The 23,700-nt window shown below is 66.5% G+C and carries 22 protein-coding genes and 1 tRNA gene; 18 read left to right on the forward strand and 5 right to left on the reverse strand.

Annotated features, from left to right (window positions below; genetic code table 11):
- Window positions 1–381 precede the first annotated feature (381 nt).
- Together A9974_RS02465 and A9974_RS02470 are read left to right on the forward strand one after the other, a co-directional pair.
- Window positions 382–1,611, forward strand: coding sequence for a CaiB/BaiF CoA-transferase family protein (locus A9974_RS02465; protein ID WP_183002573.1), 1,230 nt, complete (start codon window positions 382–384; stop codon window positions 1,609–1,611).
- Between the two features lie 88 nt (window positions 1,612–1,699).
- On the forward strand, window positions 1,700–3,226 hold the full coding sequence (locus A9974_RS02470; protein WP_183002574.1) for a 3-hydroxyacyl-CoA dehydrogenase: 1,527 nt from the start codon (window positions 1,700–1,702) through the stop codon (window positions 3,224–3,226).
- 103 nt (window positions 3,227–3,329) lie between these two features.
- On the opposite strand, the gene A9974_RS02475 is transcribed toward A9974_RS02470, so the two are convergent.
- Window positions 3,330–4,148 carry a cytochrome c5 family protein gene (locus tag A9974_RS02475; RefSeq protein ID WP_183002575.1) on the reverse strand — a complete coding sequence of 273 codons (819 nt, stop codon included), beginning with the start codon at window positions 4,146–4,148 and terminating at the stop codon, window positions 3,330–3,332.
- 231 nt (window positions 4,149–4,379) lie between these two features.
- Here A9974_RS02475 and A9974_RS02480 point away from each other — a divergent pair.
- Window positions 4,380–4,454: transfer RNA gene (locus A9974_RS02480), tRNA-Arg, on the forward strand.
- A 241-nt stretch (window positions 4,455–4,695) separates the two neighbouring features.
- On the opposite strand, the gene A9974_RS02485 is transcribed toward A9974_RS02480, so the two are convergent.
- Window positions 4,696–5,880: a calcium:proton antiporter gene (locus A9974_RS02485; protein WP_183002576.1), complete on the reverse strand. Its 1,185-nt coding sequence runs from the start codon at window positions 5,878–5,880 to the stop codon at window positions 4,696–4,698.
- A gap of 174 nt (window positions 5,881–6,054) precedes the next feature.
- On the opposite strand from A9974_RS02485, the gene A9974_RS02490 reads away from it, so the two are divergent.
- Window positions 6,055–7,113 (forward strand): helix-turn-helix domain-containing protein, encoded by a 1,059-nt coding sequence (locus tag A9974_RS02490; RefSeq protein WP_183002577.1) that lies wholly within the window; start codon window positions 6,055–6,057, stop codon window positions 7,111–7,113.
- Here A9974_RS02490 and A9974_RS02495 read toward each other — a convergent pair.
- Together A9974_RS02495 and A9974_RS02500 are read right to left on the reverse strand one after the other, a co-directional pair.
- Window positions 7,110–7,904, reverse strand: coding sequence for a hypothetical protein (locus A9974_RS02495; protein ID WP_183002578.1), 795 nt, complete (start codon window positions 7,902–7,904; stop codon window positions 7,110–7,112). The genes A9974_RS02490 and A9974_RS02495 overlap by 4 nt on opposite strands.
- Window positions 7,905–7,954: 50 nt before the next feature.
- The gene (locus tag A9974_RS02500; RefSeq protein ID WP_183002579.1) at window positions 7,955–8,785 is read right to left on the reverse strand and encodes a phosphatase PAP2 family protein; all 831 of its coding nucleotides are present in this window, start codon (window positions 8,783–8,785) and stop codon (window positions 7,955–7,957) included.
- Between the two features lie 450 nt (window positions 8,786–9,235).
- On the opposite strand from A9974_RS02500, the gene A9974_RS02505 reads away from it, so the two are divergent.
- A complete protein-coding gene (locus tag A9974_RS02505) occupies window positions 9,236–10,354 on the forward strand; it encodes a porin (protein WP_183002580.1) in 1,119 nt (372 codons plus the stop codon).
- A gap of 285 nt (window positions 10,355–10,639) precedes the next feature.
- Here A9974_RS02505 and A9974_RS02510 read toward each other — a convergent pair whose 3' ends face one another.
- Window positions 10,640–10,900 carry a hypothetical protein gene (locus A9974_RS02510; RefSeq protein ID WP_183002581.1) on the reverse strand — a complete coding sequence of 87 codons (261 nt, stop codon included), beginning with the start codon at window positions 10,898–10,900 and terminating at the stop codon, window positions 10,640–10,642.
- A 207-nt stretch (window positions 10,901–11,107) separates the two neighbouring features.
- Here A9974_RS02510 and A9974_RS02515 point away from each other — a divergent pair, with 207 nt between their 5' ends.
- The 13 genes from A9974_RS02515 to A9974_RS02575 all read left to right on the forward strand — a co-directional run bounded on the left by A9974_RS02515 (window position 11,108) and on the right by A9974_RS02575 (window position 23,642).
- Window positions 11,108–12,232, forward strand: coding sequence for a cupin domain-containing protein (locus tag A9974_RS02515; protein WP_183002582.1), 1,125 nt, complete (start codon window positions 11,108–11,110; stop codon window positions 12,230–12,232).
- Between the two features lie 89 nt (window positions 12,233–12,321).
- Window positions 12,322–13,233, forward strand: coding sequence for a fumarylacetoacetate hydrolase family protein (locus A9974_RS02520; RefSeq protein WP_183002583.1), 912 nt, complete (start codon window positions 12,322–12,324; stop codon window positions 13,231–13,233).
- A 57-nt stretch (window positions 13,234–13,290) separates the two neighbouring features.
- Window positions 13,291–14,469 (forward strand): ABC transporter substrate-binding protein, encoded by a 1,179-nt coding sequence (locus A9974_RS02525; protein WP_183002584.1) that lies wholly within the window; start codon window positions 13,291–13,293, stop codon window positions 14,467–14,469.
- A complete protein-coding gene (locus tag A9974_RS02530) occupies window positions 14,466–15,380 on the forward strand; it encodes a branched-chain amino acid ABC transporter permease (protein WP_183002585.1) in 915 nt (304 codons plus the stop codon). Before A9974_RS02525 ends, A9974_RS02530 begins: the two co-directional genes overlap by 4 nt.
- A complete protein-coding gene (locus tag A9974_RS02535; protein ID WP_183002586.1) occupies window positions 15,377–16,363 on the forward strand; it encodes a branched-chain amino acid ABC transporter permease in 987 nt (328 codons plus the stop codon). Before A9974_RS02530 ends, A9974_RS02535 begins: the two co-directional genes overlap by 4 nt.
- On the forward strand, window positions 16,353–17,126 hold the full coding sequence (locus A9974_RS02540; protein WP_183002587.1) for an ABC transporter ATP-binding protein: 774 nt from the start codon (window positions 16,353–16,355) through the stop codon (window positions 17,124–17,126). Before A9974_RS02535 ends, A9974_RS02540 begins: the two co-directional genes overlap by 11 nt.
- Window positions 17,113–17,805 (forward strand): ABC transporter ATP-binding protein, encoded by a 693-nt coding sequence (locus A9974_RS02545; RefSeq protein WP_183002588.1) that lies wholly within the window; start codon window positions 17,113–17,115, stop codon window positions 17,803–17,805. Before A9974_RS02540 ends, A9974_RS02545 begins: the two co-directional genes overlap by 14 nt.
- A 20-nt stretch (window positions 17,806–17,825) precedes the next feature.
- On the forward strand, window positions 17,826–18,866 hold the full coding sequence (locus A9974_RS02550) for a carbon-nitrogen hydrolase family protein (RefSeq protein ID WP_183002589.1): 1,041 nt from the start codon (window positions 17,826–17,828) through the stop codon (window positions 18,864–18,866).
- Window positions 18,867–18,953: 87 nt separating this feature from the next.
- A complete protein-coding gene (locus A9974_RS02555; RefSeq protein WP_183002648.1) occupies window positions 18,954–19,715 on the forward strand; it encodes a GntR family transcriptional regulator in 762 nt (253 codons plus the stop codon).
- Window positions 19,708–20,592 (forward strand): alpha/beta hydrolase, encoded by an 885-nt coding sequence (locus A9974_RS02560; RefSeq protein ID WP_183002590.1) that lies wholly within the window; start codon window positions 19,708–19,710, stop codon window positions 20,590–20,592. Before A9974_RS02555 ends, A9974_RS02560 begins: the two co-directional genes overlap by 8 nt.
- 19 nt (window positions 20,593–20,611) lie before the next feature.
- A complete protein-coding gene (locus A9974_RS02565; RefSeq protein WP_183002591.1) occupies window positions 20,612–21,526 on the forward strand; it encodes a LysR family transcriptional regulator in 915 nt (304 codons plus the stop codon).
- Between the two features lie 146 nt (window positions 21,527–21,672).
- Entirely contained in the window at window positions 21,673–22,665 is a 993-nt protein-coding gene (locus A9974_RS02570) for a tripartite tricarboxylate transporter substrate binding protein (protein WP_183002592.1), read from the forward strand.
- A gap of 32 nt (window positions 22,666–22,697) precedes the next feature.
- The gene (locus tag A9974_RS02575) at window positions 22,698–23,642 is read left to right on the forward strand and encodes a succinylglutamate desuccinylase/aspartoacylase family protein (protein WP_183002593.1); all 945 of its coding nucleotides are present in this window, start codon (window positions 22,698–22,700) and stop codon (window positions 23,640–23,642) included.
- The last annotated feature ends 58 nt before the right edge of the window (window positions 23,643–23,700 follow it).

The following is a 23,700-nucleotide window of genomic DNA, read 5'->3' on the forward strand; positions in this document are numbered from 1 at the left end:
GCAGCACACTGCCGAAGCCCCAAAAGGCCGCCCGCGCGGCCGGCCTGGGGCAAGCGACGCAAACTTCTCCCCCAGCCCCCGGCCTGACAACGCCCCAATTCTCCGAATACGTAGCTCGTCACGGGTTGGGCGCTGGTGTGCGGGGCGTGTAGATGCGCCCGAGGGAATTCGAAGGGAGCCGAAGGCGGACGAGAATGACGAAGGGGAAGTCCGGAGCGAAGGCTCCGGACCGCAATCGTAGCCCCGCGTACCCCACCCCACACCGCGCAGAGCGTCTCAAGAACCAAATCGTCCGCCACTCGACCACCGTAAATCCCCAACAAAGCCCCCACCGGCTAATATCCCCCTAACCTCTATCACTCTTGCCGCGAAAGATAAAAAATGTCGCAACGTCCTGCTCCTCTTACTGGTGTGCGTGTGTTGGATTTGACTCGTGTGTTGGCGGGTCCTTGGTGCACGCAGAACTTGGCCGATCTTGGGGCCGAGGTCATCAAGATCGAACGGCCCGGCGCGGGGGACGACACGCGCGCCTGGGGGCCGCCGTATCTCAAGGATGCAGCGGGTAACGACACCAGCGAGGCGGCTTACTACCTGTCGGCCAATCGCAACAAGTTTTCGGTGGCGCTGGATATCGCCTCGCCGCGGGGCGCCGAACTGGTGCGGGAATTGGCGTTGCAGAGCGACATCCTGGTCGAGAACTTCAAGGTCGGCGGGTTGGCCAAGTATGGTTTGGACTATGCCAGTCTCAAGGAACTCAATCCGCGCCTGATCTATTGCTCCATCACCGGGTTTGGCCAGACCGGCCCTTACGCCAGCCGTCCGGGCTATGACTTCATGATCCAGGGCATGGGCGGGCTCATGAGCATCACCGGCGAGCGCGATGACCTGCCGGGCGGCGGACCGCAGAAGGCCGGCGTGGCCGTGGCGGATCTGATGACCGGCATGTATTCCACTGTCGGCATCCTGGCGGCGCTGCACGAGCGCTCGGTCAGCGGGCTGGGGCAGCACATCGACATGGCGCTGCTCGATTGCCAGGTCGCCATGATGGCGAACCAGAACCTGAACTTCATGACTTCCGGCAAGGCGCCGCGGCGCGCGGGCAACGCGCACCAGAACCTGGTGCCGTACCAGGTCTTCGCGGCCAGCGACGGTCACCTGATCGTGGCCGTGGGCAACGACAGCCAGTTCCGCAACTATTGCGGCGCCATCGGCTTGCCCGAGCTGTCGGCCGATCCGCGTTTTTCCACCAATCCGCAGCGCGTGAAGAACCGCGAGGAACTGGTGCCGTTGCTGGCCGAGCGCATGGCCACCGGCGCGCGCGATTATTGGCTGGCGGCGCTGGAAGGCGTGGGCGTGCCGGCCGGGCCCATCAATACGCTGGACCAGGTCTACGAAGACCCGCAGGTGCTGGCGCGCGGCATGAAGCGCGAGCTGCCGCATCCGGCGGCGGGCACGGTGCCGATGGCGGCCAGCCCGCTGAAGTTTTCCGGCAGCCCGGTGCAATACCACCGCCCGCCGCCCATGCTGGGCGAACACACCGCGCAGGTGCTGGCGGAAAAGCTGGGGCTGTCGGCTGAAGAAATCCAGGCGCTGGCCCAGAGCCAGGCCTGACCCTCACCGCAGCGCGGCGCTGGCGGCCGCGCGGCAGCAAGCGCCGCGGCGCACGAACACTATTCCCAATACAGGCAGGAGAGAGTTGATGATGGAGATTCAAACCATCGGCGTCGTGGGCGCCGGGGCCATGGGGCGGGGCATTGCCCAGATCGCGGCGCAGGCAGGCCTGCGGGTGCGCTTGTACGACACCAGCGCCGATGCGGTGGCGGCGGCGCGCGAATCGCTGCGCCAGACCTGGGACAAGCTGGCCCAGAAGGGCAAGCTGACGGCCGCCCAGGCGCAGGCCGCGCTGGATCGCGTCGAATCCGCGACCGCGCTGACCGACATGTCGCAGTGCCAGCTGGTGGTGGAAGCCATCGTCGAGCGCCTGGACGTCAAGCGCGACCTGTTTGCCGCGCTGGAAGGCGTGGTGGCCGAGGATTGCATCCTGGCCTCGAACACGTCGTCGCTATCCATCACCGCCATTGCCGCCGCCTGCAAGCGGCCGCAGCGCGTGGCCGGCTACCACTTCTTCAACCCCGTGGCGCTGATGAAGGTGGTTGAAGTGATCGACGGCCTGCGCAGCGCGCCCGAGACGGGCGACGCGCTGGCCGAGCTGGCGCGCCGCATGGGCCATACGCCCGTGCGCGCCAAGGACATGCCCGGTTTCATCGTCAACCATGCGGGCCGCGGCATGAACACCGAGGGCCTGCGCGTGGCGCAGGAGTCGGTGGCCACTTTCGCGCAGGTGGACGCCATCATGCGCGAGCAGGCCGGTTTCCGCATGGGCCCGTTCGAACTGCTGGACCTGACCGCGCTGGATGTCTCGCATCCCGTGATGGAATCCATCTACCGCCAGTTCTTCGACGAACCGCGTTTCCGTCCGTCGCCCATCACCACCGTGCGCCTGGCCGGCGGCCTGATCGGCCGTAAGGTCGGCGAGGGCTTCTACACCTATGTGGACGGCCAGAAGCAGGTGCCCGCCGAGCCGCCCGTGCCGGCCTTGCCGCAGGGCCTGAAGGTCTGGATCAGCCCCAAGCATCCCGAAGGCTATGCCCGCGCCACGGCGCTGCTGGAAAAGCTGGGCGCACCGCTGGTGTCGGGCGCTTCGCCCGCGTCTGACGCGCTGATCATCGTGACCCCGTTCGGCGAAGACGTGTCCACCACCGTGTCGGCGCAGGGCTTGGACGCCTCGCGCACCGTGGGTCTGGATACGCTGCAGGCGTTCGACAGCGCCCGCCGCCGCAGCATCATGGTGTCGCCGGCCACGCAGGACAAGTGGCGCGACGCCGCGCACGCGCTGCTGGCGGCCGATGGCGTGCCGGTGTCGGTGATCCAGGACTCGCCGGGCTTCGTGGCCCAGCGCATCGTGGCCATGATCGTCAACATCGCCGCCGACATCGCGCAGCAGCAGATCGCCACGCCCGAGGACATCGACCGCGCCGTGACGCTGGGCCTGGGCTACCCCGTGGGTCCGCTGGCGCTGGGCGATGCCTTGGGCGCCGAGCGTATTCTCGAGATCCTCAAGAGCATGCAGCGCGTTACCGGTGACCCGCGCTATCGGCCCAGCCTGTGGCTGCAACGCCGCGTGCAGCTGGGCATGTCGCTGTTGAAGTCGTCCGCCGCTGACTGACGGCCGGCGCGTACCGCGCCATGTAAAAAGCCCTTCGAGCGATCGAAGGGCTTTTTGTTTGGGGCCACCGTGAGGCGTGGCCGCAGCATGGTGCGGGCCTGGCTTACTTGGCGGCGTCGACCATGTACTGCACGGCGGCGCGGATGTCGTCTTCCGAGGCCGTGGCGGCGCCACCCTTGGGCGGCATCGGCGGCTTGCCTTGCATGGCGACCTTGACCATCGCATCCATGCCGGTCTTGATGTACGGGTCCCAGGCGGCCTTGTCGCCGAACTTGGGTGCGTTGGCCACGCCGGTGGCGTGACAGGCGAAACATACGCTCTTGTAGAGCTTTTCGCCGGCCGGGTTGACGGCGGCGGCAGCCGGCGCTGCGGCGGGCGTGGCGTCGGCTTCCTTCTTGGCGCCTTCTTCAGCCGGGGCGGCCGGTTCCGGCAGCGAGCCGCCGGACTTGTTGGCCATGTAGACCACGGCACGGGCCACTTCGAAGTCCGACAGCGTGGGGTTGCCGCCCTTGGCGGGCATGCCGCCCTTGCCGTGCAGGGCCACGTTCAGCATGGCGTCGAAACCGGACTTGATGAAGGGCGCCCAGGCGGCGTTGTCGCCGATCTTGGGGGCGCCCGCCACGCCGGCGGTATGACAGGCCGTACAGACGGCGGTAAAGACTTGTTCGCCCGTCTTGAAGACCTTGGGGGCGTTGGCGTCGACCAGGGCAAAACCGGCGACCGGGGCAATGCGTTTGGTGACGGCTTCGTTGGACAGCGTGTCCGAGCCGGCGCCCACCTTGGTGCCTGACACCACCAGATTCACCAGTAGGATGATGATGGCGATGGGAATCACGAAAGACAGAACGATCGTGACGACCAGTTGCTTCGGAGTCTTGATGGGGGAGGAGTGCTCTTCTATGTGTTCCTGCTCGTTGCTCATGACCAAATCCTGCTAACGGGTACCGGGGGCGCCTGGCGGCGGCAACAGAAAATCAGTACTGCACAAAGGGCGGTAAAAGCAGACCGCCTTGCAAGCAAACGCTGGATTATATAACGGTGTCATGGACACGCGTCCAACCCCCGGACGGGGGTTTTCGCGCAGTTTGCCCGATGATTTGATCCACTTCATGCACACTGCGCAAAACTAGGTACAATACCGCCTCCTTGCGCTGCGCCCGTAGTTCAATGGATAGAATGAGAGTTTCCGAAGCTCTTGATACAGGTTCGATTCCTGTCGGGCGCGCCAGTCATTCATGTCGAGCAGGCCTTGAATACCCCACACCGCCCAGCGCGCTGCGGTATTCGCCAGATTCCTGTGCTCGCCGGTTTGAAGAAGACAGGTCTTGGCCCTTGGCCATCACGTCTTTTCAGCCATGTCTTCCCCCAAGCAATTCAGCCTCTGCCAAAGCGGGGGATTTGTGCGTCCGTCGCCTACGCAGGCAAGCAGGTCATGCTTGCCCCCGGAAGCACCCGGACGGTTTGCCCATTCAGGGGTTGAACAATAGAAAACCATACAGGACGAACAGCGCCAGGTGCATGGCGCCCTGCATGACGGACGTGCGTTGCCCGTTGAAAGACAGCATGGACAGCAGCACCGTCAATCCCAGCAGTACCGTTTCCAGCGCCGAAATGCCCATGACGACCTGCTTGCCCGTCACCAGGCCGATCACGAGCACGGCGGGCACGGTCAGGCCGACCGTCGATACGAATGCGCCCTGGCAAAGGTTGATCGATCGCTGCATTTCATTGTTCAACGCGGCTTTGACCGCGGTCAGCGATTCAGGCGTGAAAACGATAATGGCGATCAGCACGCCGCTGACGGCGACCGGCGCCCCGGCGGCGGCCACGCCATAATCAATGACGATGGCCAGATGATGCGCCAGCAGGACGATGGGGATAATCATCGCAAGCAGCAACAGGCTGCTTCGCAGGATGGACGCCCTGTCGTTTGAACTGCCGGCATGATCAACCGCCTTGGTTTGCGCGGGTGCGTGTGCCACGGCCATCTGCCCCACGGGCGGTTGGATGAACAGCCGCTTTTCGCCGCGCATCTGCAGCAACAGGAACGCCGCATACAAGCCTGCCGTGATGGCGGTGATCGTCCACGCCTGCAGGTGCGAGAACTCGCCGGCACCCGACAGGTAATTGGGCAGGACCAGCGCCGTGCCCGTCAGCAGCACGATCATCGCCAGATACGCGTTGGCGCCTTGGGCGTTGTATTCCTGCTCGCCATGCCTGAGGCCGCCCGCGATCAGGCAGAGCCCCATGACGAGATTCAGGATGATCATCATTACCGCGAAAATAGAATCCCGGCCGATGGTGGGGAATTCCCCGGGGCCCAGCAGCATCGACGCGATCAGGATGACTTCGATCGAGACGATGGACAGTGTCAGGATGAGCGTGCCGTAGGGCTCGCCCAGCTTGTGCGCCAGCAGGTCTGCTTCATGGACCACGCCGAACGAGGCGGCGACGATGGTGAAGAACAGGACCGCGAAGCAGACCAGCGCGACCACGGGTGTCAGCGGTTGCGCGAGCCAGGTGCCGCCGTAAAGCGTGAAGGCGATCACGACCAGCCAGGCCCAGCCCAGTTTCAACCAGGTGGTCTTGGGGATGCGATTGGCGTGCGGGGGCGGCGTGGCGCCGGAGGAAGCGGGGGAGGTGGGGACGGGCATCGCTGTTCTTTCCGTGAAAGAGGCAGGGTCGTCCCTATGAAAGATACGCCGCCAGGTCGTCCTGGCGGGCAAGTGCTAGATCGCTTGATGGCACCGATTCTAGCCGATCCGGAACGGTGGTGGCATGTCGGCCGCCAGCGCTGGCGGCACAGCATCGGATGGAGTGGTCATGGGATGTCGGTTATCCTGCGCCTGATTGCTCCCTCGGAAGAAGACCTCATCATGGCCGCCACGGATATCCTTATTTCCACGGACGCAGTCGAGCCCGCGCTTCGCAACGACTATTGGCGCGAGGTCACGCGGCCGTTCTGCGACACGACGCCGATGGCTGGCGCGGCGACGCTGGAAGGCGCCATGCGGATCCGTACCGTAGCCGGGTTGACGCTGGGATCGACGTCATTCAACGCGCAGCGCTATACGCGCGACAAATGGACCATCGCGCGCAGTCCCCTGGATCACTACCTGGTGCATGTCCTGGCGGCCGGCTCGATCCGCGGCGATTTCGCCGGCCGTGGGGCAAAGGCCGCCCAGGGCGGAATCTGCATCATCGATCTGTCCCGGCCTTACACCTGCGAAGTGGACGCGGGGGTGCGGCTGGCGACGACGGTTCCCCGCGCGGGCATCGACAAGTTGCTGGGGGCCCGCGACATGCACGGCTTCGTGCTGGATCCCCGGCTGCCGATCACGCGGCTATTGGTGAACTACCTGCAAGGTCTGCACGCCGTGTCGGCGGAGCTGTCGGCCAGCGAGGATGTGGCGGTGCAGGACGCGTTACTGACGCTGCTGTCGGCGGGGCTGGCCGGTACGGCGCCCGCCCAGGACGAGCCCAAGTCGGTGCTGGGACGCGCGCTGCGCGCGCGCACCCTGGCCTTCATCGAGACGCATCTGGCCGACCCCAGGCTGGGGCCGGATCTGCTGATGCAGCGCTTTTGCGTGTCGCGCGCCCACTTGTACCGGGCCTTCGCGGATCTGGGCGGCATCGCCCAGATGATCAAGACCCGGCGCCTGGACGCGGCGTTCACTGCGTTGGCCGATCCGCGCAACGTGACGCGCCCGGTGGCGCGGATCGCAGCCGATTGCGGTCTTGCGGACACGGGCAAGTTCCGCAAGGCGTTCGTGGCGCGGTTCGGCATGACGCCGCAGGACGCCCGCGAGCGGGGGAGCCATGCCGCAGCGGCGCCTGACGACGCGGCGCCGCTATCGAGTCATTTTGCGGCCTACGGGACGCGTTAGAAGCGATACGCCAGGCCCATGATGGGCCCTTGCTGGATGACGTTGTAGACGAAGCCGTTGCGGTTGTAGTTGACGCCCACGGCGCGATAGCCCAGCACGGCGGAAAAATCATTCTTGAACTGATAGCCGATGGCCGCCGTGGCATCCCAGTCCAGCCGGGCTTGTCCCGCGCCGACCACGCCCCATCCCGTGAAGAACCAGCTGTCATCGAACATATAGCGGCCGCGCAGGCCCGCCACGGCGTCGACCCAGGTCGCGCTGTCGCGTTGGCCTTTGCCGTCGAGCAGGCCGCCTTTCAGGTCGATCTTCGTGCTGGCATACCAGAGACGTCCGCCGCCGATGACATCAAGATGTCCCCGGTCGGATTCCAGCAGGGTGTAGCCGGCCCCCAGGAATCCGGAAAAGGATTTCGAGGTGATGTCGACTTCTTTGCTCAGGACGCCGAAATGGTTCTTGCCGCTGCCGGACAGGCGGCTGTACATGACATCGCCCAACAGGCTGAAGCGATTGCGCCGCGCTTCGACGGCGGCCATGAACGCCAGATCCAGCTCGCTGAAGATCTTGTCGAAGCTGGAATTGATTTTGCTCGCGGGTTGGCCGAATTGTCCGACTTTGCCGCTGATGCCGGCCATCCACAGATAGGGGCTGGCGCTGACTTTCCAGGTGTCCGGCTCGGCCGCATTGTTTTTCAGCAGCGGGCTGATGGGCAGCGGATTGTCTTGTGCAAAGGCCGCGTTGCTGGCACCGGCCAGCAGGGCAAGTAGCGTCAGGGTGTTGGCGAAAGACCGCATGATTTTCCGATGAAGCAATTTCCGTGGACGCACCGATGCCCGGGGCGCGATCACTGTCCCGACAGGACGGCGTTTTCCACGCCGCAGTTCGTTTTCGGCGCCGCGCCGTTGGCGCGGGCCGCCTGCACTTCCTTGCGCGCGGCGGCCATGTCGGCCAGGAATTCGGCGTTGCTATGCAGCGTCGCGACGGTGGCGGCGCCCATGGTGCGGCCAGCGTCGACATCGCTTTGCCAATGTGCGTTGCAGATGACGCGGCTCTGGCCGAATTCCAGGCCGCGCTTGAACAGGGCATCGGCCCGTTCGGGGTTCAGTTCGGCCAATACCAGCGCCCAGGCCCAGCCGGCGGCGGTGTGGCCCGACGGGTAGGAGCCGTCATTGCGCAGCAGCGGCTCTTGTTCGGCAAAGCAGGTGCCCTCGTTGTGGACAACGAAGGGACGCGTGCGGTTGTAGGTGTTCTTGACGCCGTAGGTGGACAAGCCGGCGTCGGTCAGCACCCGTTGCATCAGGACATACAGGCGCGGCGTGGTGGCTTCGCTGATGTCGATGCCCATGGCACACGAGAAATTGGCGGCCGGCTGCGGAAACTGCAGATCGGCGTCCAGCCGTGCCAGGCCCGACCGCGCCTTGCCGCGCAGCGCGATGGTGGCGGTACGGGCCTCTTCGTCGCGCGCGAGCGCCGCGCTGCCCTTGGCCGGCGGCGGGCCGAGCAATTCCAGGCTGTTGGGCAGGTCCTTGGGCGGGAGGTAGCCGGGCGCCAGCTGGAAGTGCGGGTCCGTGACCTTCGGGCCGGGCGCGCTGTTCTGCGCATGCACGATCGCGGGAGTCATGCCGATCAAGGCCAGGGCGAGAAGGGGGGCTGTCTTGAAGATGCTTGCGCGCATGGTCGGCCTGTACCGTCGGTGAAATCAATGTCTGCAAAGGGGCATTCAACGCGGGCCGGGGCGTTGCCCAGCCTGAATGTGCGGCAGAATTTACACCGGGATATTTCGCGCAAAACCGTGCTTGCGGCCAGATGAGACAAATCGCCGTGAATATTGAGACAGAAGCGTCAAACGGCGTTGTTCGATGCGGTCACGGCCTCGGTCCGTGCGTGCGTTCATCTTAAATAGCACATCGTCATGACATGCTTGAGCACGCGGCGTGGCGTGCTCAGGCATGTCGGCCGTGCGCCACAAATCCTTGCGGATTTCATCGCACACGCAGTGTTTCCGCTTGTGTCTCAAAAACTGACATACAGCGTTCCTAGAATTCGTTCCTGTCATGCGCGGCGCCGCTGCTGGTGTTGCGGACCGCCCGCAAGCGCATGTCTGTTCAATTAACGGGAATCTGTAATGAAAAAGACTTTGTTCGTCACCGCCTTGTTCGCTGCGCTGTCTGGCGTTGCGCACGCTGATACCTCGGTGACTCTGTACGGCTTGATCGACACGGGCGTGGGCTTCCAGCGCATCAAGGGCAACGACGGCTACAAGGAATCGAAGGTCGGCATGACCAACGGCGTGTCCAGCGGTTCGCGTTGGGGCCTGCGTGGCGCCGAAGATCTGGGCGATGGCCTGAGCGCCGTGTTCACCCTGGAAAGCGGCTTCAACTCGGCCAACGGCCAGTCGGGCCAGAGCAGCCGCCTGTTCGGCCGCCAAGCCACCGTCGGCCTGAAGAGCGATTCCTGGGGCCTGCTGGAATTCGGCCGCCAGACCAACATCGCCTCGAAGTACTTCGGCGCGATCGATCCGTTCGGCGCCAGCTACGGCCAGGCCAACGTGGGCGCGGCCTTCGGCGCGGCCAACACGGTCCGCTACGACAACATGGTGCAGTACTCGACCCCGTCGTTCAGCGGCTTCCAGGTCGGCCTGGGCTACTCGTTCAACGTGGCTGACACGACCGCCGCGCAAACCGGCTTCAAGACCGCCGACAACACCCGCGCCATCACGGCCGGCGTGCGTTATGTCAATGGTCCGCTGAACGTGGCCCTGACGTACGACCAGTTGAACCTGGCCAACCAGGTCGCCGGTAGCGACGATGCGTCGCCGAAGCAGTGGATCATCGGCGGTTCGTACGACTTCGAAGTGATCAAGCTGGCGCTGGCTTACGGCCAGACGCGTGACGGCTGGTTCACCGGCCAGGCCATCAACGCCTTCGGCAGCGGCACCACCGTAGCCAAGAGCTTCGGCAGCAACGTCATCGCCAAGGACTTCAAGTCGAACTCGTACCTGGTCGGTCTGTCGGCCCCGGTCGGTGGCGCTGGCAGCATCCTGGCCACGTGGCAGCGTGCTGACGCCAACAACACCTCGTTGACCGGCGACGATGCGACGATGAACATCTACAGCATTGGCTACACCTACAACCTGTCCAAGCGTACCAACCTGTACGCGCTGGGTTCGTACGCCACGAACTTCGCCTTCATCGACGGCGTCAAGAGCACGGTCGGCCTGGTGGGCGTGCGTCACCGCTTCTAAGCGACACGTCGCGGTCCGGCGGCTGGGCGGCGCGTGCAGGATGCGCGCCGCCCGCGCCCCGGAACTGCTGGATCGGGGGCCTTTGCGGGCACGGGTCCAGCGGCCCGCGGTTGCATTGAGCGGACTGGGCGTCTTACCCGGCCACAGACGCGAAAAAAGCGGCCACCTCCCTAGCTCCACTCTCAGTCCGCTCACCCCAACCTCGGCAGGATGAGCCATCCGCCTGACGGCTCAAGCGCCGCCGGCGCCGCAATGCGGCGCCGGCGGCGTTTCCACTTGGGGGAGTCAGTCGTCCAGCGACGGCACGGTGCCGATCTGGGCCAGGATGCGGGGCGATTCCATGTCGCCGGTTTCCTTGTCGATCATGACTTCGTAGGCGGCCACGCCGGCGAACTTGGAGGCCATGGAGTTGGCGATGCGGATGGCGCCGAACTCGCTGCTGGCCGGGCGGATTTCTCCGGGGGCCACGCCGTTGGCGGCGGCGCGGTAGGGGATGACGATGTACTGGACCACGTGGGTCTGGGCGATGTGGGCGGCTTCGGACACAGGATTCTCCTGGACGACGTTTTTCGGCGAGCGAAATGTAGCATGTTGCACTGTGTTTTTGTACAGTATTTTTGACCAATCCGCCTGGATATTTTCATTGGGGGGATCGAACCCAGGAAAACCCCTAGCGCGCAAAGATTGCCCAAAGTCTGGCTCGCCTCTAATATTTTCGAAAATCTTTTAGGTTTTATAAAAAAGAGGCAAGGGATGGAAGCGAACAGGTACGACGCCTACCGGGAAAGCACCGCGGGCCGCGCCAATGTGGCGGACTCGCCGGAGCGCATCGCCTACTACGAGGAACTGGCGCGGCTGGAGACCGGCGCGCTGTGGACGGTGGCCAACAAGATCGAGCCCTGGGCGCCGCGCTCGGCGTCGGTGCCGGTGGTGTGGCGCTACCAGGAATTGCGCGGCCATGTGCTCCGGTCGGCCGAGCTGGTGTCGCCCGAAGAGGCGGGCCGGCGCGTGATCTACCTGAACAATCCGGGCCGGCGCGACGTGGCGGCCGCGGTGGGGTGGTTGTATTCGGGCCTGCAGGTGATGCAGCCGGGCGAGCTGGCCTCGGCCCACGCGCATTCGCATTCGGCGCTGCGCTTCATCATGGAAGGTACGGGCGCGTTCACGGTGGTGGACGGCCACAAGATGACGCTGGGTGCGAACGACTTCGTGCTGACGCCCAACGGCACCTGGCACGAGCACGGCGTGTCCGCGGACGGCAGCACCTGCATCTGGCAGGACGGCCTGGACATTCCGCTGGTCAACGCGCTGGAGGCCGGTTTCTATGCGGTGCATCCCGACCTGAACCAGACGGTGACGCACCCGGTGGACGACACCAGCGCGCTCTGGGGCAACGTGGCGCTGCGGCCGCAGGTGTCGGGCTGGACCAAGCCGTATTCGCCGCTGTTCAAGTATGAATGGGAGCCCACCTACGAAGCGCTGCGCCGCCATGCGCGCGTGTCGGCGGGCAGCCCCTACGACGGCGTGCTGATGGACTACGTCAATCCGGCCACGGGTGGCCCGGTGATGCCGACCATCGGCGCCAGCATGCAGTTGCTGCGCCCCGGCGAGCACACCAAGGCGCACCGCCATACCGGCAGCTTCATCTACCAGGTGGCCAAGGGCAGCGGCTTTTCGGTCATCGACGGCAAGCGCTACGACTGGACCGAGCGCGACATTTTCTGTGTGCCGTCGTGGGCGGTGCACGAGCACGCCAACCTGTCGTCCAACGACGACGCCTGCCTGTTCTGCTTCAACGACCTGCCCGTGATGCGATCGCTGGCGCTCTACCGCGAAGAAGCGGTCAAGGACAACGACGGCCACCAGAAACTGATCTAGCGGCCGCACCCCCCAACTGAATGCTTTATCCGCCGCCCGGCGCAATCCGGGCGCCTGTCTCAACTCGTCTTGAATTTCCTGGAGTCCCTATGCGCTTGGTAACTTTTCGCGCCCATCCCACCGCCGCCGCCCGCCTGGGCGCACTGGCCGAAGGCTATGTGATCGACCTGGCCCTGCTGGGCGAAGCCGGCGGCGTGGCCTTGCCGGACGACATGCTGGCCTTCATCGACCTGGGCCCGGTGGCCGTGGCGCAAGCGTCGCGGCTGATGGACGCCTACCGCGGCAACTGGCCCGTGGGCACGGCTTTGCCGCAAGAGAACGTGAAGCTGCTGGCGCCGATTCCGCGTCCGCGCAAGAACATCTTCGGCATCGGCCTGAACTACGTCGAACACGTCGCGGAATCGAGCCGCACGCTGGACACGTCGGCCGACCTGCCCAAGCAGCCGGTGATCTTCTCCAAGCCGCCCACCACGGTGATCGGCCCGGGCGACGCCATCGAGCACAACGCCAAGATCACCCAGCAGCTGGACTGGGAGGTGGAGCTGGCTGTGATCATGGGCCGGCGCGCATCGCGCGTGGCCGAGGCCGATGCGCTGTCGTACGTATTCGGCTACAGCGTGATGCTGGACATGAGCGCGCGCGATTGCCGCCGCGCCGGCCAATGGATCTATTCCAAGGGCCAGGACACCTACGCGCCGTTCGGTCCGTGCATCGTCACGGCTGACGAAATTCCCGATCCGCAGGTGCTGGACCTGTGGCTGACGGTGAACGGTGAAAAGAAGCAGGGTTCGAACACGCGCCACATGCTGTTCAAGGTGCCGTTCCTGATCGCCGACATCAGCGCTGGCATCACGCTGGAGCCGGGCGACATCATCGCCACCGGCACGCCGGAAGGCGTGGGCGCGGGCCGCAAGCCGCAGGAGTGGCTGTGGCCGGGCGATGTGGTGGTGGCGTGCGTGGAAGGCATCGGCACGCTGCGGCATCCGGTGGTGGCGGTCTAAGCGAATTCCGGCGCCGGCCGCAAGGGCGGCGGCGCCGCGGTCTCCAAGGGGAAAACAATGATCAAGAAAACAGTATGGGCGGCCGGCCTGGCCATGGCGCTGGGCGGCGCGGTGCAGGGGGCATTTGCCGCGGACCCGGTCAAGATCGGCTTCATCGCCACGTTGTCCACGCCGGCGGGTTACATCGGAGAAGACGAGCGCGACGCGTTCAACCTGGCCATCAAGCAAGGCGGCGGCGCGCTGGGCGGCGTGCCGGTGCAGTTGGTCATCGAAGACGACGGCTTGAAACCGGCCAACGCCAAGCAGGCGGCCGACCGGATGCTGCAATCGGGGGTGAAGCTGTTCACCGGCGTGAATTTCTCGAACGTGCTGGCCGCGGTGGCGCCGGGCGTGGTCAAGGCGGGCGCGTTCTACGTCAGCCTCAATCCCGGTCCGTCCAGCTTCGCGGGCGAGAAGTGCGACCCGAATTACTTTGTGGCCTCGTACCAGAACGATGCCTTCCATACGGCCGGCGGCGTGGCCGCCAACGAACTGGGCTACAAGCGCGTGGTGCTGCTGGCGCCCAACTACCAGGCCGGGCGCGACGCCATCGAAGGCTTCAAGCGCACCTACAAAGGCGAGGTGCTTGCCGAGATCTACACCAAGCTGGATCAATCCGACTTCTCGGTGGAACTGGCGCGCCTGCGTTCGTTGGCGCCCGACGCCATCTACCAGTTTCACCCCGGCGGCACCGGCATCAACTTCGTCAAGCAGTACGCGGCCGCGGGCCTGAACAAGACCATCCCGATGCTGATGCCCAGCTTCTCGATGGACGCGCGCATGATCCAGGCGACGGGCGACGCGGCGCTGGGTACGTACACCACCGGCATCTGGTCGCTGGACTTCGACAATCCGCAGTCCAAGGCCTTTGTGAAGGCGTTCAAGGAGGCCTACGGCCGGGTGCCGACGGACTACGCGATGCAGGCCTACGACACGGCGCAGCTGATCGGCGCGGGCCTGAAGGCGACGGGCGGCGACCTGTCGCGCCAGGCCGAGTTCCGGGCGGCGCTGCGCAAGCCCGAGTTCGCGTCGCTACGCGGCAAGTTCAGCATGAACACCAATCAGCACCCGGTGCAGGACCTGTACCTGATGAAGATTGAAAAGGGCGCCGACGGCGGCCTGGCGCCGCACCTGGTGCGCAAGCTGGTGTCGGACGACAAGGACGCCTACGCCCAATTCTGCAAGATGCCGTCATGACATTGCTCTTCGAACAGTTGCTCAACGGGCTGCAGTTTGGCGCGATGCTGTTCCTGCTCGCGGCCGGGCTGACCCTGATCTTCGGGATCATGGGCGTGGTGAACCTGACCCACGGCTCGTTCTACATGGTGGGCGCGTACTGCGCGGCCTATGCCATCGGCACCACCGGCTCGTTCCTGGCGGGCGTGCTGGCGGCGCTGCTGGGCGCCGGACTGTACGGGCTGTCGGTCGAGGTGCTGGTGATCCGCAAGCTGTACAAGCGCGACCACCTCTACCAGGTGCTGGCGACCTTCGGCCTGCTGCTGTTCTCGAACGAGGCGGTCAGCCTGATCTTCGGGCGGCGTCCGCCGCTGGTCAGCATCCCGTCGTTCCTGGAGGGCGCGGTGACGCTGGCGCCGGGGTTCCAGTATCCGCTGATCCGCCTGTCGTTCATCGCGGTCGGCGCGCTGGTGGCGGTGGGGCTGTGGTGGCTGGTGAACCGCACCCGCATCGGCATGCTGATCCGGGCCGGCGCGGATGACCGCGAAATGGTGGATGCGCTGGGCATCGACATCAAGAAGCTCTACACGCTGGTGTTCGGCCTGGGCGCCTTGCTGTGCGGGCTGGCCGGCGTGATGGCCGCGCCGTTGCTGGCGGTGGAGATCGGCATGGGCGAGCGCATCCTGATCACCACGTTCGTCGTGATCGTGATCGGCGGCGTGGGCTCGGTGCGCGGGGCATTGGCGGGGGCGCTGCTGGTAGGCATGGTCGACAGCATGGGGCGGGCCTTCCTGCCGCAGCTGCTGGGCGCAATGTTCTCGCCGGCCACGGCGGACCCATTGGCGGCGGGCCTGGCGTCGGCCAGTATCTATGTGTTGATGGCGATCGTGCTGATCGCCAAGCCGGGCGGGCTGTTCCCGGCGCGAGGATGATGATGCTAAAGAATCTTTCAAATCGCGCGCGCTGGGGCCTGGCCGGGCTGGTCGTGCTGCTGGTGCTGCCGGCTGCCGCGGCGGCCTCTGGCTCGCCGTTCCTGATCGGCGTGGTGACGCGCTTTCTGATCTACGGCCTGGCGGCGGTCAGCCTGGACCTGGTGATCGGCTATGGCGCCATGGTCAGTTTCGGCCATGCGATGTTCTTCGGGCTGGGCGGTTACGCGGTGGGCATCATTGCCTTCCACACCGCCGAAGCGGGGCCGCTGTTCGGTTGGGCCGGCAGCAACGCCGCGCTGGTGGTGTGGCCAATCGCGTTGGCGGTGTGCGCGCTGGCCGGCTGGGTGTTCGGCTACCTGGCGCTGCGCACCCGCGGGGTGCAGTTCATCATGATCACGCTGGCGTTTGGACAGATGGTGTATTTCATCCTGGTGTCGCTGCAGTTCTACGGCGGCGACGACGGGCTGATGATCGCGCAGCGCAATGTGCTGCCGGGCATCAACCTGGAAAGCCCGGTGACGTTCTACTACGTCTGCCTGGCGCTGCTGGCGGGCTGGACGCTGCTGTGCATCCGCATCGTGAATTCACGTTTCGGCATGGTGCTGCAGGCGCTGCGCCAGAGCGAGCGGCGCGCGCTGAACCTGGGCGTGGCGCCCACGCCATACCGCCTCAGCGCCTTCGTGCTGTCGGCGGTGGGCACGGGGCTGGCGGGCGTGCTGTGGGCCAACTATGCGGGGCTGGTGACGCCCGACATGGCGGCCTGGACCAAGTCCGGCGAGCTGATGGCGATCGTGATCCTGGGCGGCGTGGGGACGCTGCTGGGCCCGATCGCGGGCGCCGCGGTGTTCCTGGGGCTGGAGCAACTGCTGTCGTCGCTGACCGAGCATTGGCTGCTGTACATGGGGCCGATCCTGGTGCTGGTGGTGCTGTGGGGGCAAAAGGGTCTATTTGGCCGCCTGCTGGAGACGCGTCATGCGGATTAACCCCTCTCCCGAAGTGCTGCTGCGGTTGTCGGGGCTGCGCAAGGCGTTTGACGCGGTGGTGGCGACCAACGGCGTCGACCTGGAGGTGCGCGCCGGTGAGATCCACGCCATCATCGGGCCCAACGGCGCGGGCAAGTCGACGCTGATCGCGCAGATCTGCGGCGAGATCCGGCCGGACTCGGGCTCCATCCATCTGGAAGGGCGCGACGTGACCGCGTTGCGAGCGTTCGAACGGGCCCGGTTGGGTTTGGGCCGCTCGTTTCAGATCACCGAGCTTTGCCACGAATACACGGCGCTGGAAAACGTGATCCTGTCCAGCATGCTCAAGGGCGGGCGAGCCTTCGGCGCCTGGTCCGACCCGCGGCGCGACGCCGGCCTGAAGGCGCAGGCCATGCAGTGGCTGACGCACGTGGGTCTGGCCGACCGCCGCCATGTCCGCACCGCCGACCTGGCCCACGGCGAGAAACGCCAGCTGGAGCTGGCCGTGGCGCTGGCGCGTTCTCCGCGCTTGTTGCTGCTGGATGAGCCGATGGCCGGCATGGGGCCGGAGGAATCCGCCCGCATGACCCGGCTGCTGCTGGGCATGAAGGGCGATTACGGCATCTTGCTGGTGGAGCACGATATGGACGCGGTGTTCGCGCTGGCCGACCGCATCAGCGTGCTGGTCTACGGCAAGGTGGTGTTCAGCGGCGCGCCCGACGAGGTGCGGCGCCATCCGGACGTGCGCGCCGCCTACCTGGGAGAAGAACATGTTGAAGGTTGACGGCCTGACGGGCGGCTACGGGTCGAGCAAGGTGCTGTTCGGCATGTCGTTCGAAGCCGATGAAGGCGAGGTGATCTCGCTGATCGGTCGCAACGGCATGGGCAAGACCACCACCATCAAGACGCTGATGGGCATGTTGCCGGCCACCGGCGGACAGGTGCAATTCCGCGGCCAGACGCTGTCGCGGCCCGCGCCCAGCGCCGTGGCGCGGCTGGGCGTGGGGCTGGTGCCCGAGGGCCGGCGCGTGTTCGGTTCCCTGACCGTCCAAGAGAACCTGGTGGCGACCTCGCGGGCGGCGCCCGGGGGCTGGGACCTGGCGCGCGTGTATGCGCTGTTTCCCCGCCTGCAGGAGCGCCGCGCCCAATCGTCGCGCACCTTGTCGGGCGGTGAGCAGCAGATGCTGGTGGTGGGCCGCGCGCTCATGACCAACCCCAAGCTGCTGATTCTGGACGAGGCCACCGAAGGGCTGGCGCCGCTGATCCGGCAAGAGATCTGGCGCTGCCTGCGGTCGCTGAAGGCCGAGGGCCAGACCATTCTGGTGATCGACAAGAACCTGCCCGAGATGGCGACGCTGGTGGACCGCCACTACATCGTCGACAAGGGCCGCGTCGCCTGGTCGGGCAAGCCGGCGGAACTGTCCGCGCAGCCCGAGTTGGCGCAGCGCTATCTGGGCATCTGACTGCTATAGGAGCCGAAAAAATGTTGAATCTGCCTGTATTCAAGGCCGCCGCCGTCCAGGCGTCGCCCGTTTTCCTGGACACGGACGCCACGGTCGACAAGACCTGCGCGTTGATCGCCGAGGCCGCCGGCCAGGGGGCCCGCCTGGTGGCGTTTCCGGAAGTATTCGTGTCAGCCTATCCGTACTGGAGCTGGGTGATGAACCCGGTGCAGGGCAGCCCATGGTTTGAAAAGCTCTGCAAGAGCGCCATCGAACTGCCCGGGCCGGAGATCCGCCGCATCGCGCAGGCCGCGCGCCAGCATGGCGTCAACGTGGTGGTGGGCGTGAACGAGCGCAGCCGCTATGGCGTGGGCACGATCTACAACACCATGGTGTTCATCAACGAAGAGGGCCGTATCCTGGGGCGTCATCGCAAGCTGGTGCCGACCTGGGCTGAAAAGCTGACCTGGGCTCACGGCGACGGTGAATCGCTGCGTGTGTACGACACGTCGGTCGGCAAGCTGGGCGGCCTGGCCTGCGGCGAGAACACCAACACGCTGGCGCGCTTTGCCCTGCTGGCGCAGGGCGAAATGGTGCACGTGGCCAGCTATATCTCGCTGCCCGTGGCGCCGCCCGACTACGACATGGCCGAGGCCATCCGCCTGCGCGCGGCCGCCCATTCGTTCGAGGGCAAGGTGTTCACGGTGGTGTCGTGCTCGACCATTTCGACCGAGATCCAGGACGCCATCGGCGCCAGCCATCCCGAGGCCCGCGAGATGCTGGCGCGCCGCAACAGCGCGTTTTCGGGGATATTGGGGCCGGACGGTCGCGTGATCGGCGAGCCGCTGATCGACGACGAAGGCATCGTCTACGCCGATATCGACCTGTCGCGCTGCATCCAGCCGCGCCAGATGCACGACATCACCGGCCACTACAACCGTTTCGACGTGTTCGACCTGCGCGTGAACCGGCGGCCGTTGCAGGCGGCGCGCTATGACGACCAGGACGACCTGAACCGCGACGAGCCTGACTGGAGCCAGGCGTCCGCGCCGGCCGAGCCGCAGCCCGATGCGGGCCGTTAAGGCCGCCCGGCCCCCGGGTAGAATGGGCCGCCTGCGCGTGGGCCGGCCCCGGGCCGCCCGGCAGGCCGCTGTCATCTGGAGAGCATGTTGAAGCCAAGAATCAAAGCCTCCCGCCAGGACGAGCCCGGATCGGACGGGAGCGCCGAGGTAGAGGAAATCACGCTGTCCGAGCAGGTCTACCGCCTGCTTCGGCGCGACATCATGAGCGGGGCGTTCGCGCCGGGCCAGTCCCTGCGCCTGGAATTGCTCAAGCAGCGCTATGGCAGCAGCTTTTCTCCCATCCGCGAAGCCCTGAACCGTCTGCGCAGCGAGCGCATGGTGCTGACCACCACGTCGCGCGGGTTCCGCATCGCGCCGCTGTCGATCGAGGAAATGTGGGATGCCTGCGAGACGCGCATCCTGATCGATTGCGACGCGCTGCGGCGGTCGCTGGCCAACGCCGACGACGCCTGGGAGGCCCGCCTGGTAGGGGCCTACCACGCGCTGACGTTGGCCGCGCAACGCGCCGGCGAGGCCTCACCGCCCAGCCAGGAGCTGGAGGAATCGCTCGAGGCCCGGCATCTGGATTTCCATCATGCGCTGATCGGCGCCTGCCGTTCGCATTGGCTGCTGGACCTGTCCACGCAGCTGTACGCGCAGACCGAGCGCTACCGGCGTCCCGCCCGCGCGGGCGCGTCGGCCTACGGACCCGAGCGCAATGTCGACGACGAGCATCGCCAGCTGCTGGACGCCGCCATGTCGCGCGACGTCGAGCGCTCGGTGGCAATGCTGGCGGCGCACTACCGCAAGACGGCGCAGTTCATCGAGCAGATCATTTCCCAGGACGACAGGCAGGCCATCAATGCGTAACGCGGATATCGACCTCTTTTTCCCCACCATCGCCGAGCGCGAGGTGCAATACAACGCCCGTGAATCGGTGGCGGACTTCGACGCCTGCGTGCGCCGCTATGCGGCATCGTCCGCGGCGGTGAAATCGCGCCGCCCCGGTCTGCTGAACCTGCGCTACGGCATGGGCCACGACGAACGGCTGGACCTGTTCCTGCCCGCCGCCACGCGCACGCCGGCGCCGCTGTTCGTGTTCATCCATGGCGGCTACTGGCGCGCCCAGCGCAAGGAAGACGCGCCGGTGATGGCCGAGGCCTTCAACAACGCCGGCGCCGCGGTGGCCGTGCCCGAATACACGCTGGTGCCCGAGGCCACGCTGGGCGAAGTCGTGCGGGAGATGCGCTCGGCGCTGGCCTGGCTGTATCACAACGCGGCGGCCTATGGCGTGGACCGGGACCGCATCTATGTGGGCGGCAGCTCGGCCGGCGGCCAATTGGCCGGCATGCTGGCCGCGCCCGGCTGGCCGGCGCGCTACGGCGTGCCGGACGACGTGGTCAAGGGCACCCTGGCGCTAAGCGGCCTGTTCGACCTGCGGCCGCTGTGCGACATCCTGCCGAACACCTGGCTGCAACTGACGCCCGAGCAGGCGGCGCGGCAAAGCCCGATCTTCAACCTGCCCGAGCGCGCCGGCCCGATGCTGCTGGCCGTCGGCGGGCTGGAAACGCAGGGCTTCAAGAACCAGACCGAGGCCTTCGAGCGCGCCTGGACCGGCGCCGGCCTGCCGGCCACGCGCATCCCCACGCCGCATTGCAACCACTTTGACCTGGTCAACGAACTGGAAGACCCGGACAGCGATCTGACCCGCGCCACGCTGGCGATGATGGGCCTGGCGCAAGCCTGAACGTCAGGACGGACCTGTCATGGCCGACTTGAAACTGCTGGAGGACCTGATCGCCTTGGCGCAGACCGGCAGCTTCGTGCGCGCCGCCGAAGCGCGGTATGTGACGCACCCTGCCTTCGGGCGCCGCATCCGCGCGCTGGAAGCCTGGGCGGGCGCGCCGCTGGTCGAACGCCAGCGCGTGCCGGTCACGCTTACGGCCGAGGGCGAGGCGCTGCTCAAGACGGCGACCCAGGTGGTCGAGCAGATGGGGCTGGTGCGGCACCGCATCCGCAGTTCGGGCGCGGGCGGCGAGGCGGTGCTGCGCATCGCCACCGGCCGCAGCCTGGCCCGCACGCTGGTGGCGGACTGGATCGCGCGGCTGCGCCACCGCACCCCCAAGGTGCTGGCCGAAGGCACGCAGCTCGAAATTTCCACCGGCAAGATGGAAGACATGGCGGCGCGGCTGGAGCAGGGCAAGGTGGACCTGCTGTGCTGCTACGAGCATCCCGCGCTGTCGGTGCAGCTCAGTCCGGGCCGCTACCGCTACATGACGCTGGGCACTGATAAGCTGGTGCCCGTCAGCCAGGCCGACAGCCGGGGCCGCGCCCGCTATCTGCTGCGCGAAGGCGGCCAGCCGGTGCCGCTGATCACCTACGCCGGTGGCCTGGCGATGGAACGCATCGTCGGCGACCGGTTGGAAGCCACGCCTTATGCGCTGACGCCGTTCGTGCGCAGCGATTCCCTGGACGCGGCCCACGGCGCGGCGGCCAAGGGGCTGGGCGTGGCCTGGCTGCCCTGGTCCATGGTGGCGGCCGATTGCCGCCGGGGCGCGCTGGTGTCCCTGGGCGGGCGTAGCGACGAGATCGCGTTCGAGGTCCGCCTGTACCGGTCGCGGGCGCGGCTGGCCGAGCTGGCCGAAGCGGCCTGGGAAGCCACCGCCAGCCGCAAGGCATAGCGGGCCGGGCGTTATCCGCCCTTTCAAATAAGCACGGAAATGTGCCGATTCGGCACGTCATCCCCCTGGTACGCGCCGCAGAATGTGTGCCGAAACCTCGAAAGAGACGGCGCCGCCGTCCGCCTCAGCACCCCAGGGAGAAATTCATGAAATCCGTACCGCATCCGCTGCGCGGCGCGTTGGCCGCCGTCTGTGCCGCCTCGGCGCTGACCGCTGCCCTGCCGGCCCACGCCGCCGGCTACCCCGACCGCGCCATTTCGCTGGTCGTCGGCTACCCCGCCGGCGGCAGCGTCGATTTGACCGCGCGCCTGTTCGGCGAAGAACTGGCCAAGCGCCTGGGCCAGAGCGTGGTGGTGGAAAACGTCGGCGGGGCCGGCGGCACCATCGGCGCGCAGCGCGTGGCGCGGGCGGCGCCTGACGGCTACACGCTGCTCTTGGGCTCGACCAACGAAATGGTCATCGCGCGCATGATCAACAACGCGGTCAAGTACGACAGCGTCAAGGATTTCTCGGCCCTGGGCGTGATCGCCTCGCAGCCCATGCTGCTGGCCGCCAGCAAGAATTCGGGCGTGAAGACGGCCGCCGACTACCTGCAGAAACTGCGCGCCGCCGCGCCGGGCAGCTTCAACTACGGCTCGTCCGGCGTGGGCACCACGCTGCACCTGGCCGGCGAGATGATCAACCAGGCGACCGCCACGCGCGCCGAGCACGTGCCTTATCGCGGCGTGTCGCCGCTGGTGACCGACCTGATGAGCGGCCAGCTGGATTTCGGCATGCTGGTGCTGTCCTCGGGTCTGCCGCAAGTGCGCGGCGACAAGATCGTGGCGCTGGGCGTGACGGAAAAGAAGCGCTCGCCAGTGGCGCCGGACCTGCCCGCGCTGGCCGAGACCCCGGGCTTCGAGTCCGTCGACATCAGCGTCTGGTTCGCGCTGTACGGCCCGGCGGGCCTGCCCGAGCCGGTGGCGGCCAAGCTGCGCGATGCGCTGGCCGATACGCTCAAATCGGAGCAGTTCCGCGTCAAGATGCAGGAAGCCGGCGGCGTGCTGTCGCAGCCTGGGCTGGATCCGGTGGCCTATCAGGCCGAGGAAACGCGCAAGTACGGCGCGCTGGTCAAGGCCGCCAAAATCGAAGCGCAGTAAGCAAGCAACACAGCAACAACGCGGACAACACGATGGATTTCAAGCTTTCCGTTCCCGATCTCGCCGCCGAGCGCGCGGGCAATACCGGCACGCCGGGGGTGTGGCATTTCGATTCGGGCGTGCCAGGACGCGCGCTGATGGTGTCCGCGCTGGTGCACGGCAACGAGCTGTGCGGCGCCTGGGCCCTGAAGGACCTGCTGGCGGCCGGGCTGCGGCCCCGCCGCGGCAGTCTGACGCTGGCGTTCTGCAACCTGCCGGCCTTTGACCGCTTCGACCTGGCGCGCCACGACGCCTCGCGTTTCGTGGACGAGGACATGAACCGGGTCTGGAGCGCCGAGCGGCTGGACAACGCCAACAGCAGCGACCGCCAGCGCGCGGCGCAGCTGCGGCCGTGGGTGGAACGGGCCGATTGGCTGCTGGATCTGCATTCCATGCACGAGCCGGGCGCGCCGCTGCTGTTGACCGGCGTCCTGCCGCGCAACATCGCGCTGGCGCGGCGCCTGAAAGCGCCGCAGCACGTGATCGTCGACGCGGGCCACAAGGACGGCGTGCGGATGCGCGACTTTGCGCAGTTCGGCGACCCGTCGCGCGGCGATGCGTGCGCTTTGCTGGTCGAATGCGGCTTCCATGGCGATCTTTCGGCGCGGGACGTTGCGCGCGACATGGTGGCGCGCATGCTGGTCGAATCGGGCGTGGCGGACGCGGCGGACATTCCGGCCGGCTGGCTGTTGCCGGACCCGGCGGCGCAACGCGTGCTGGAAGTGACCGACGCGGTGGTGGCGCCGTCGATGGACGTGACGTTCTCGCAACCCTGGCAAGGGTTGGAAACGCTGGATCAGGCCGGGTCGGTGATTGGTTGGGCCGACGGCCAGGCGATCGTGTCGCCGTATGACCGGTGCACCCTGGTCATGCCGTCACTGCGTCAGCTGAAACCCGGCGTGACCGTGGTGCGCCTGGCGCGCGATTACGCGGGCTGAACCGGGCAATTTTCAAGTCGCTGGAACAAAACGGCGCGGGCCCAGGTAGATCAGCCCG

The organism is Achromobacter sp. UMC71, assembly GCF_014170305.1.
GTDB lineage: Bacteria > Pseudomonadota > Gammaproteobacteria > Burkholderiales > Burkholderiaceae_B > Achromobacter.

Coding starts and splice junctions, on each gene's coding strand:
- A9974_RS02575 (WP_183002593.1), top strand. CDS start 22,698: ATGGATTTCAAGCTTTCCGTTCCCGATCTCGCCGCCGAGCGCGCGGGC.
- A9974_RS02570 (WP_183002592.1), top strand. CDS start 21,673: ATGAAATCCGTACCGCATCCGCTGCGCGGCGCGTTGGCCGCCGTCTGT.
- A9974_RS02495 (WP_183002578.1), bottom strand. CDS start 7,904: ATGCGGTCTTTCGCCAACACCCTGACGCTACTTGCCCTGCTGGCCGGT.
- A9974_RS02550 (WP_183002589.1), top strand. CDS start 17,826: ATGTTGAATCTGCCTGTATTCAAGGCCGCCGCCGTCCAGGCGTCGCCC.
- A9974_RS02475 (WP_183002575.1), bottom strand. CDS start 4,148: ATGAGCAACGAGCAGGAACACATAGAAGAGCACTCCTCCCCCATCAAG.
- A9974_RS02520 (WP_183002583.1), top strand. CDS start 12,322: ATGCGCTTGGTAACTTTTCGCGCCCATCCCACCGCCGCCGCCCGCCTG.
- A9974_RS02515 (WP_183002582.1), top strand. CDS start 11,108: ATGGAAGCGAACAGGTACGACGCCTACCGGGAAAGCACCGCGGGCCGC.
- A9974_RS02545 (WP_183002588.1), top strand. CDS start 17,113: ATGTTGAAGGTTGACGGCCTGACGGGCGGCTACGGGTCGAGCAAGGTG.
- A9974_RS02525 (WP_183002584.1), top strand. CDS start 13,291: ATGATCAAGAAAACAGTATGGGCGGCCGGCCTGGCCATGGCGCTGGGC.
- A9974_RS02565 (WP_183002591.1), top strand. CDS start 20,612: ATGGCCGACTTGAAACTGCTGGAGGACCTGATCGCCTTGGCGCAGACC.
- A9974_RS02540 (WP_183002587.1), top strand. CDS start 16,353: ATGCGGATTAACCCCTCTCCCGAAGTGCTGCTGCGGTTGTCGGGGCTG.
- A9974_RS02560 (WP_183002590.1), top strand. CDS start 19,708: ATGCGTAACGCGGATATCGACCTCTTTTTCCCCACCATCGCCGAGCGC.
- A9974_RS02465 (WP_183002573.1), top strand. CDS start 382: ATGTCGCAACGTCCTGCTCCTCTTACTGGTGTGCGTGTGTTGGATTTG.
- A9974_RS02470 (WP_183002574.1), top strand. CDS start 1,700: ATGATGGAGATTCAAACCATCGGCGTCGTGGGCGCCGGGGCCATGGGG.
- A9974_RS02530 (WP_183002585.1), top strand. CDS start 14,466: ATGACATTGCTCTTCGAACAGTTGCTCAACGGGCTGCAGTTTGGCGCG.
- A9974_RS02485 (WP_183002576.1), bottom strand. CDS start 5,880: ATGCCCGTCCCCACCTCCCCCGCTTCCTCCGGCGCCACGCCGCCCCCG.
- A9974_RS02505 (WP_183002580.1), top strand. CDS start 9,236: ATGAAAAAGACTTTGTTCGTCACCGCCTTGTTCGCTGCGCTGTCTGGC.
- A9974_RS02500 (WP_183002579.1), bottom strand. CDS start 8,785: ATGCGCGCAAGCATCTTCAAGACAGCCCCCCTTCTCGCCCTGGCCTTG.
- A9974_RS02535 (WP_183002586.1), top strand. CDS start 15,377: ATGATGATGCTAAAGAATCTTTCAAATCGCGCGCGCTGGGGCCTGGCC.
- A9974_RS02490 (WP_183002577.1), top strand. CDS start 6,055: ATGTCGGTTATCCTGCGCCTGATTGCTCCCTCGGAAGAAGACCTCATC.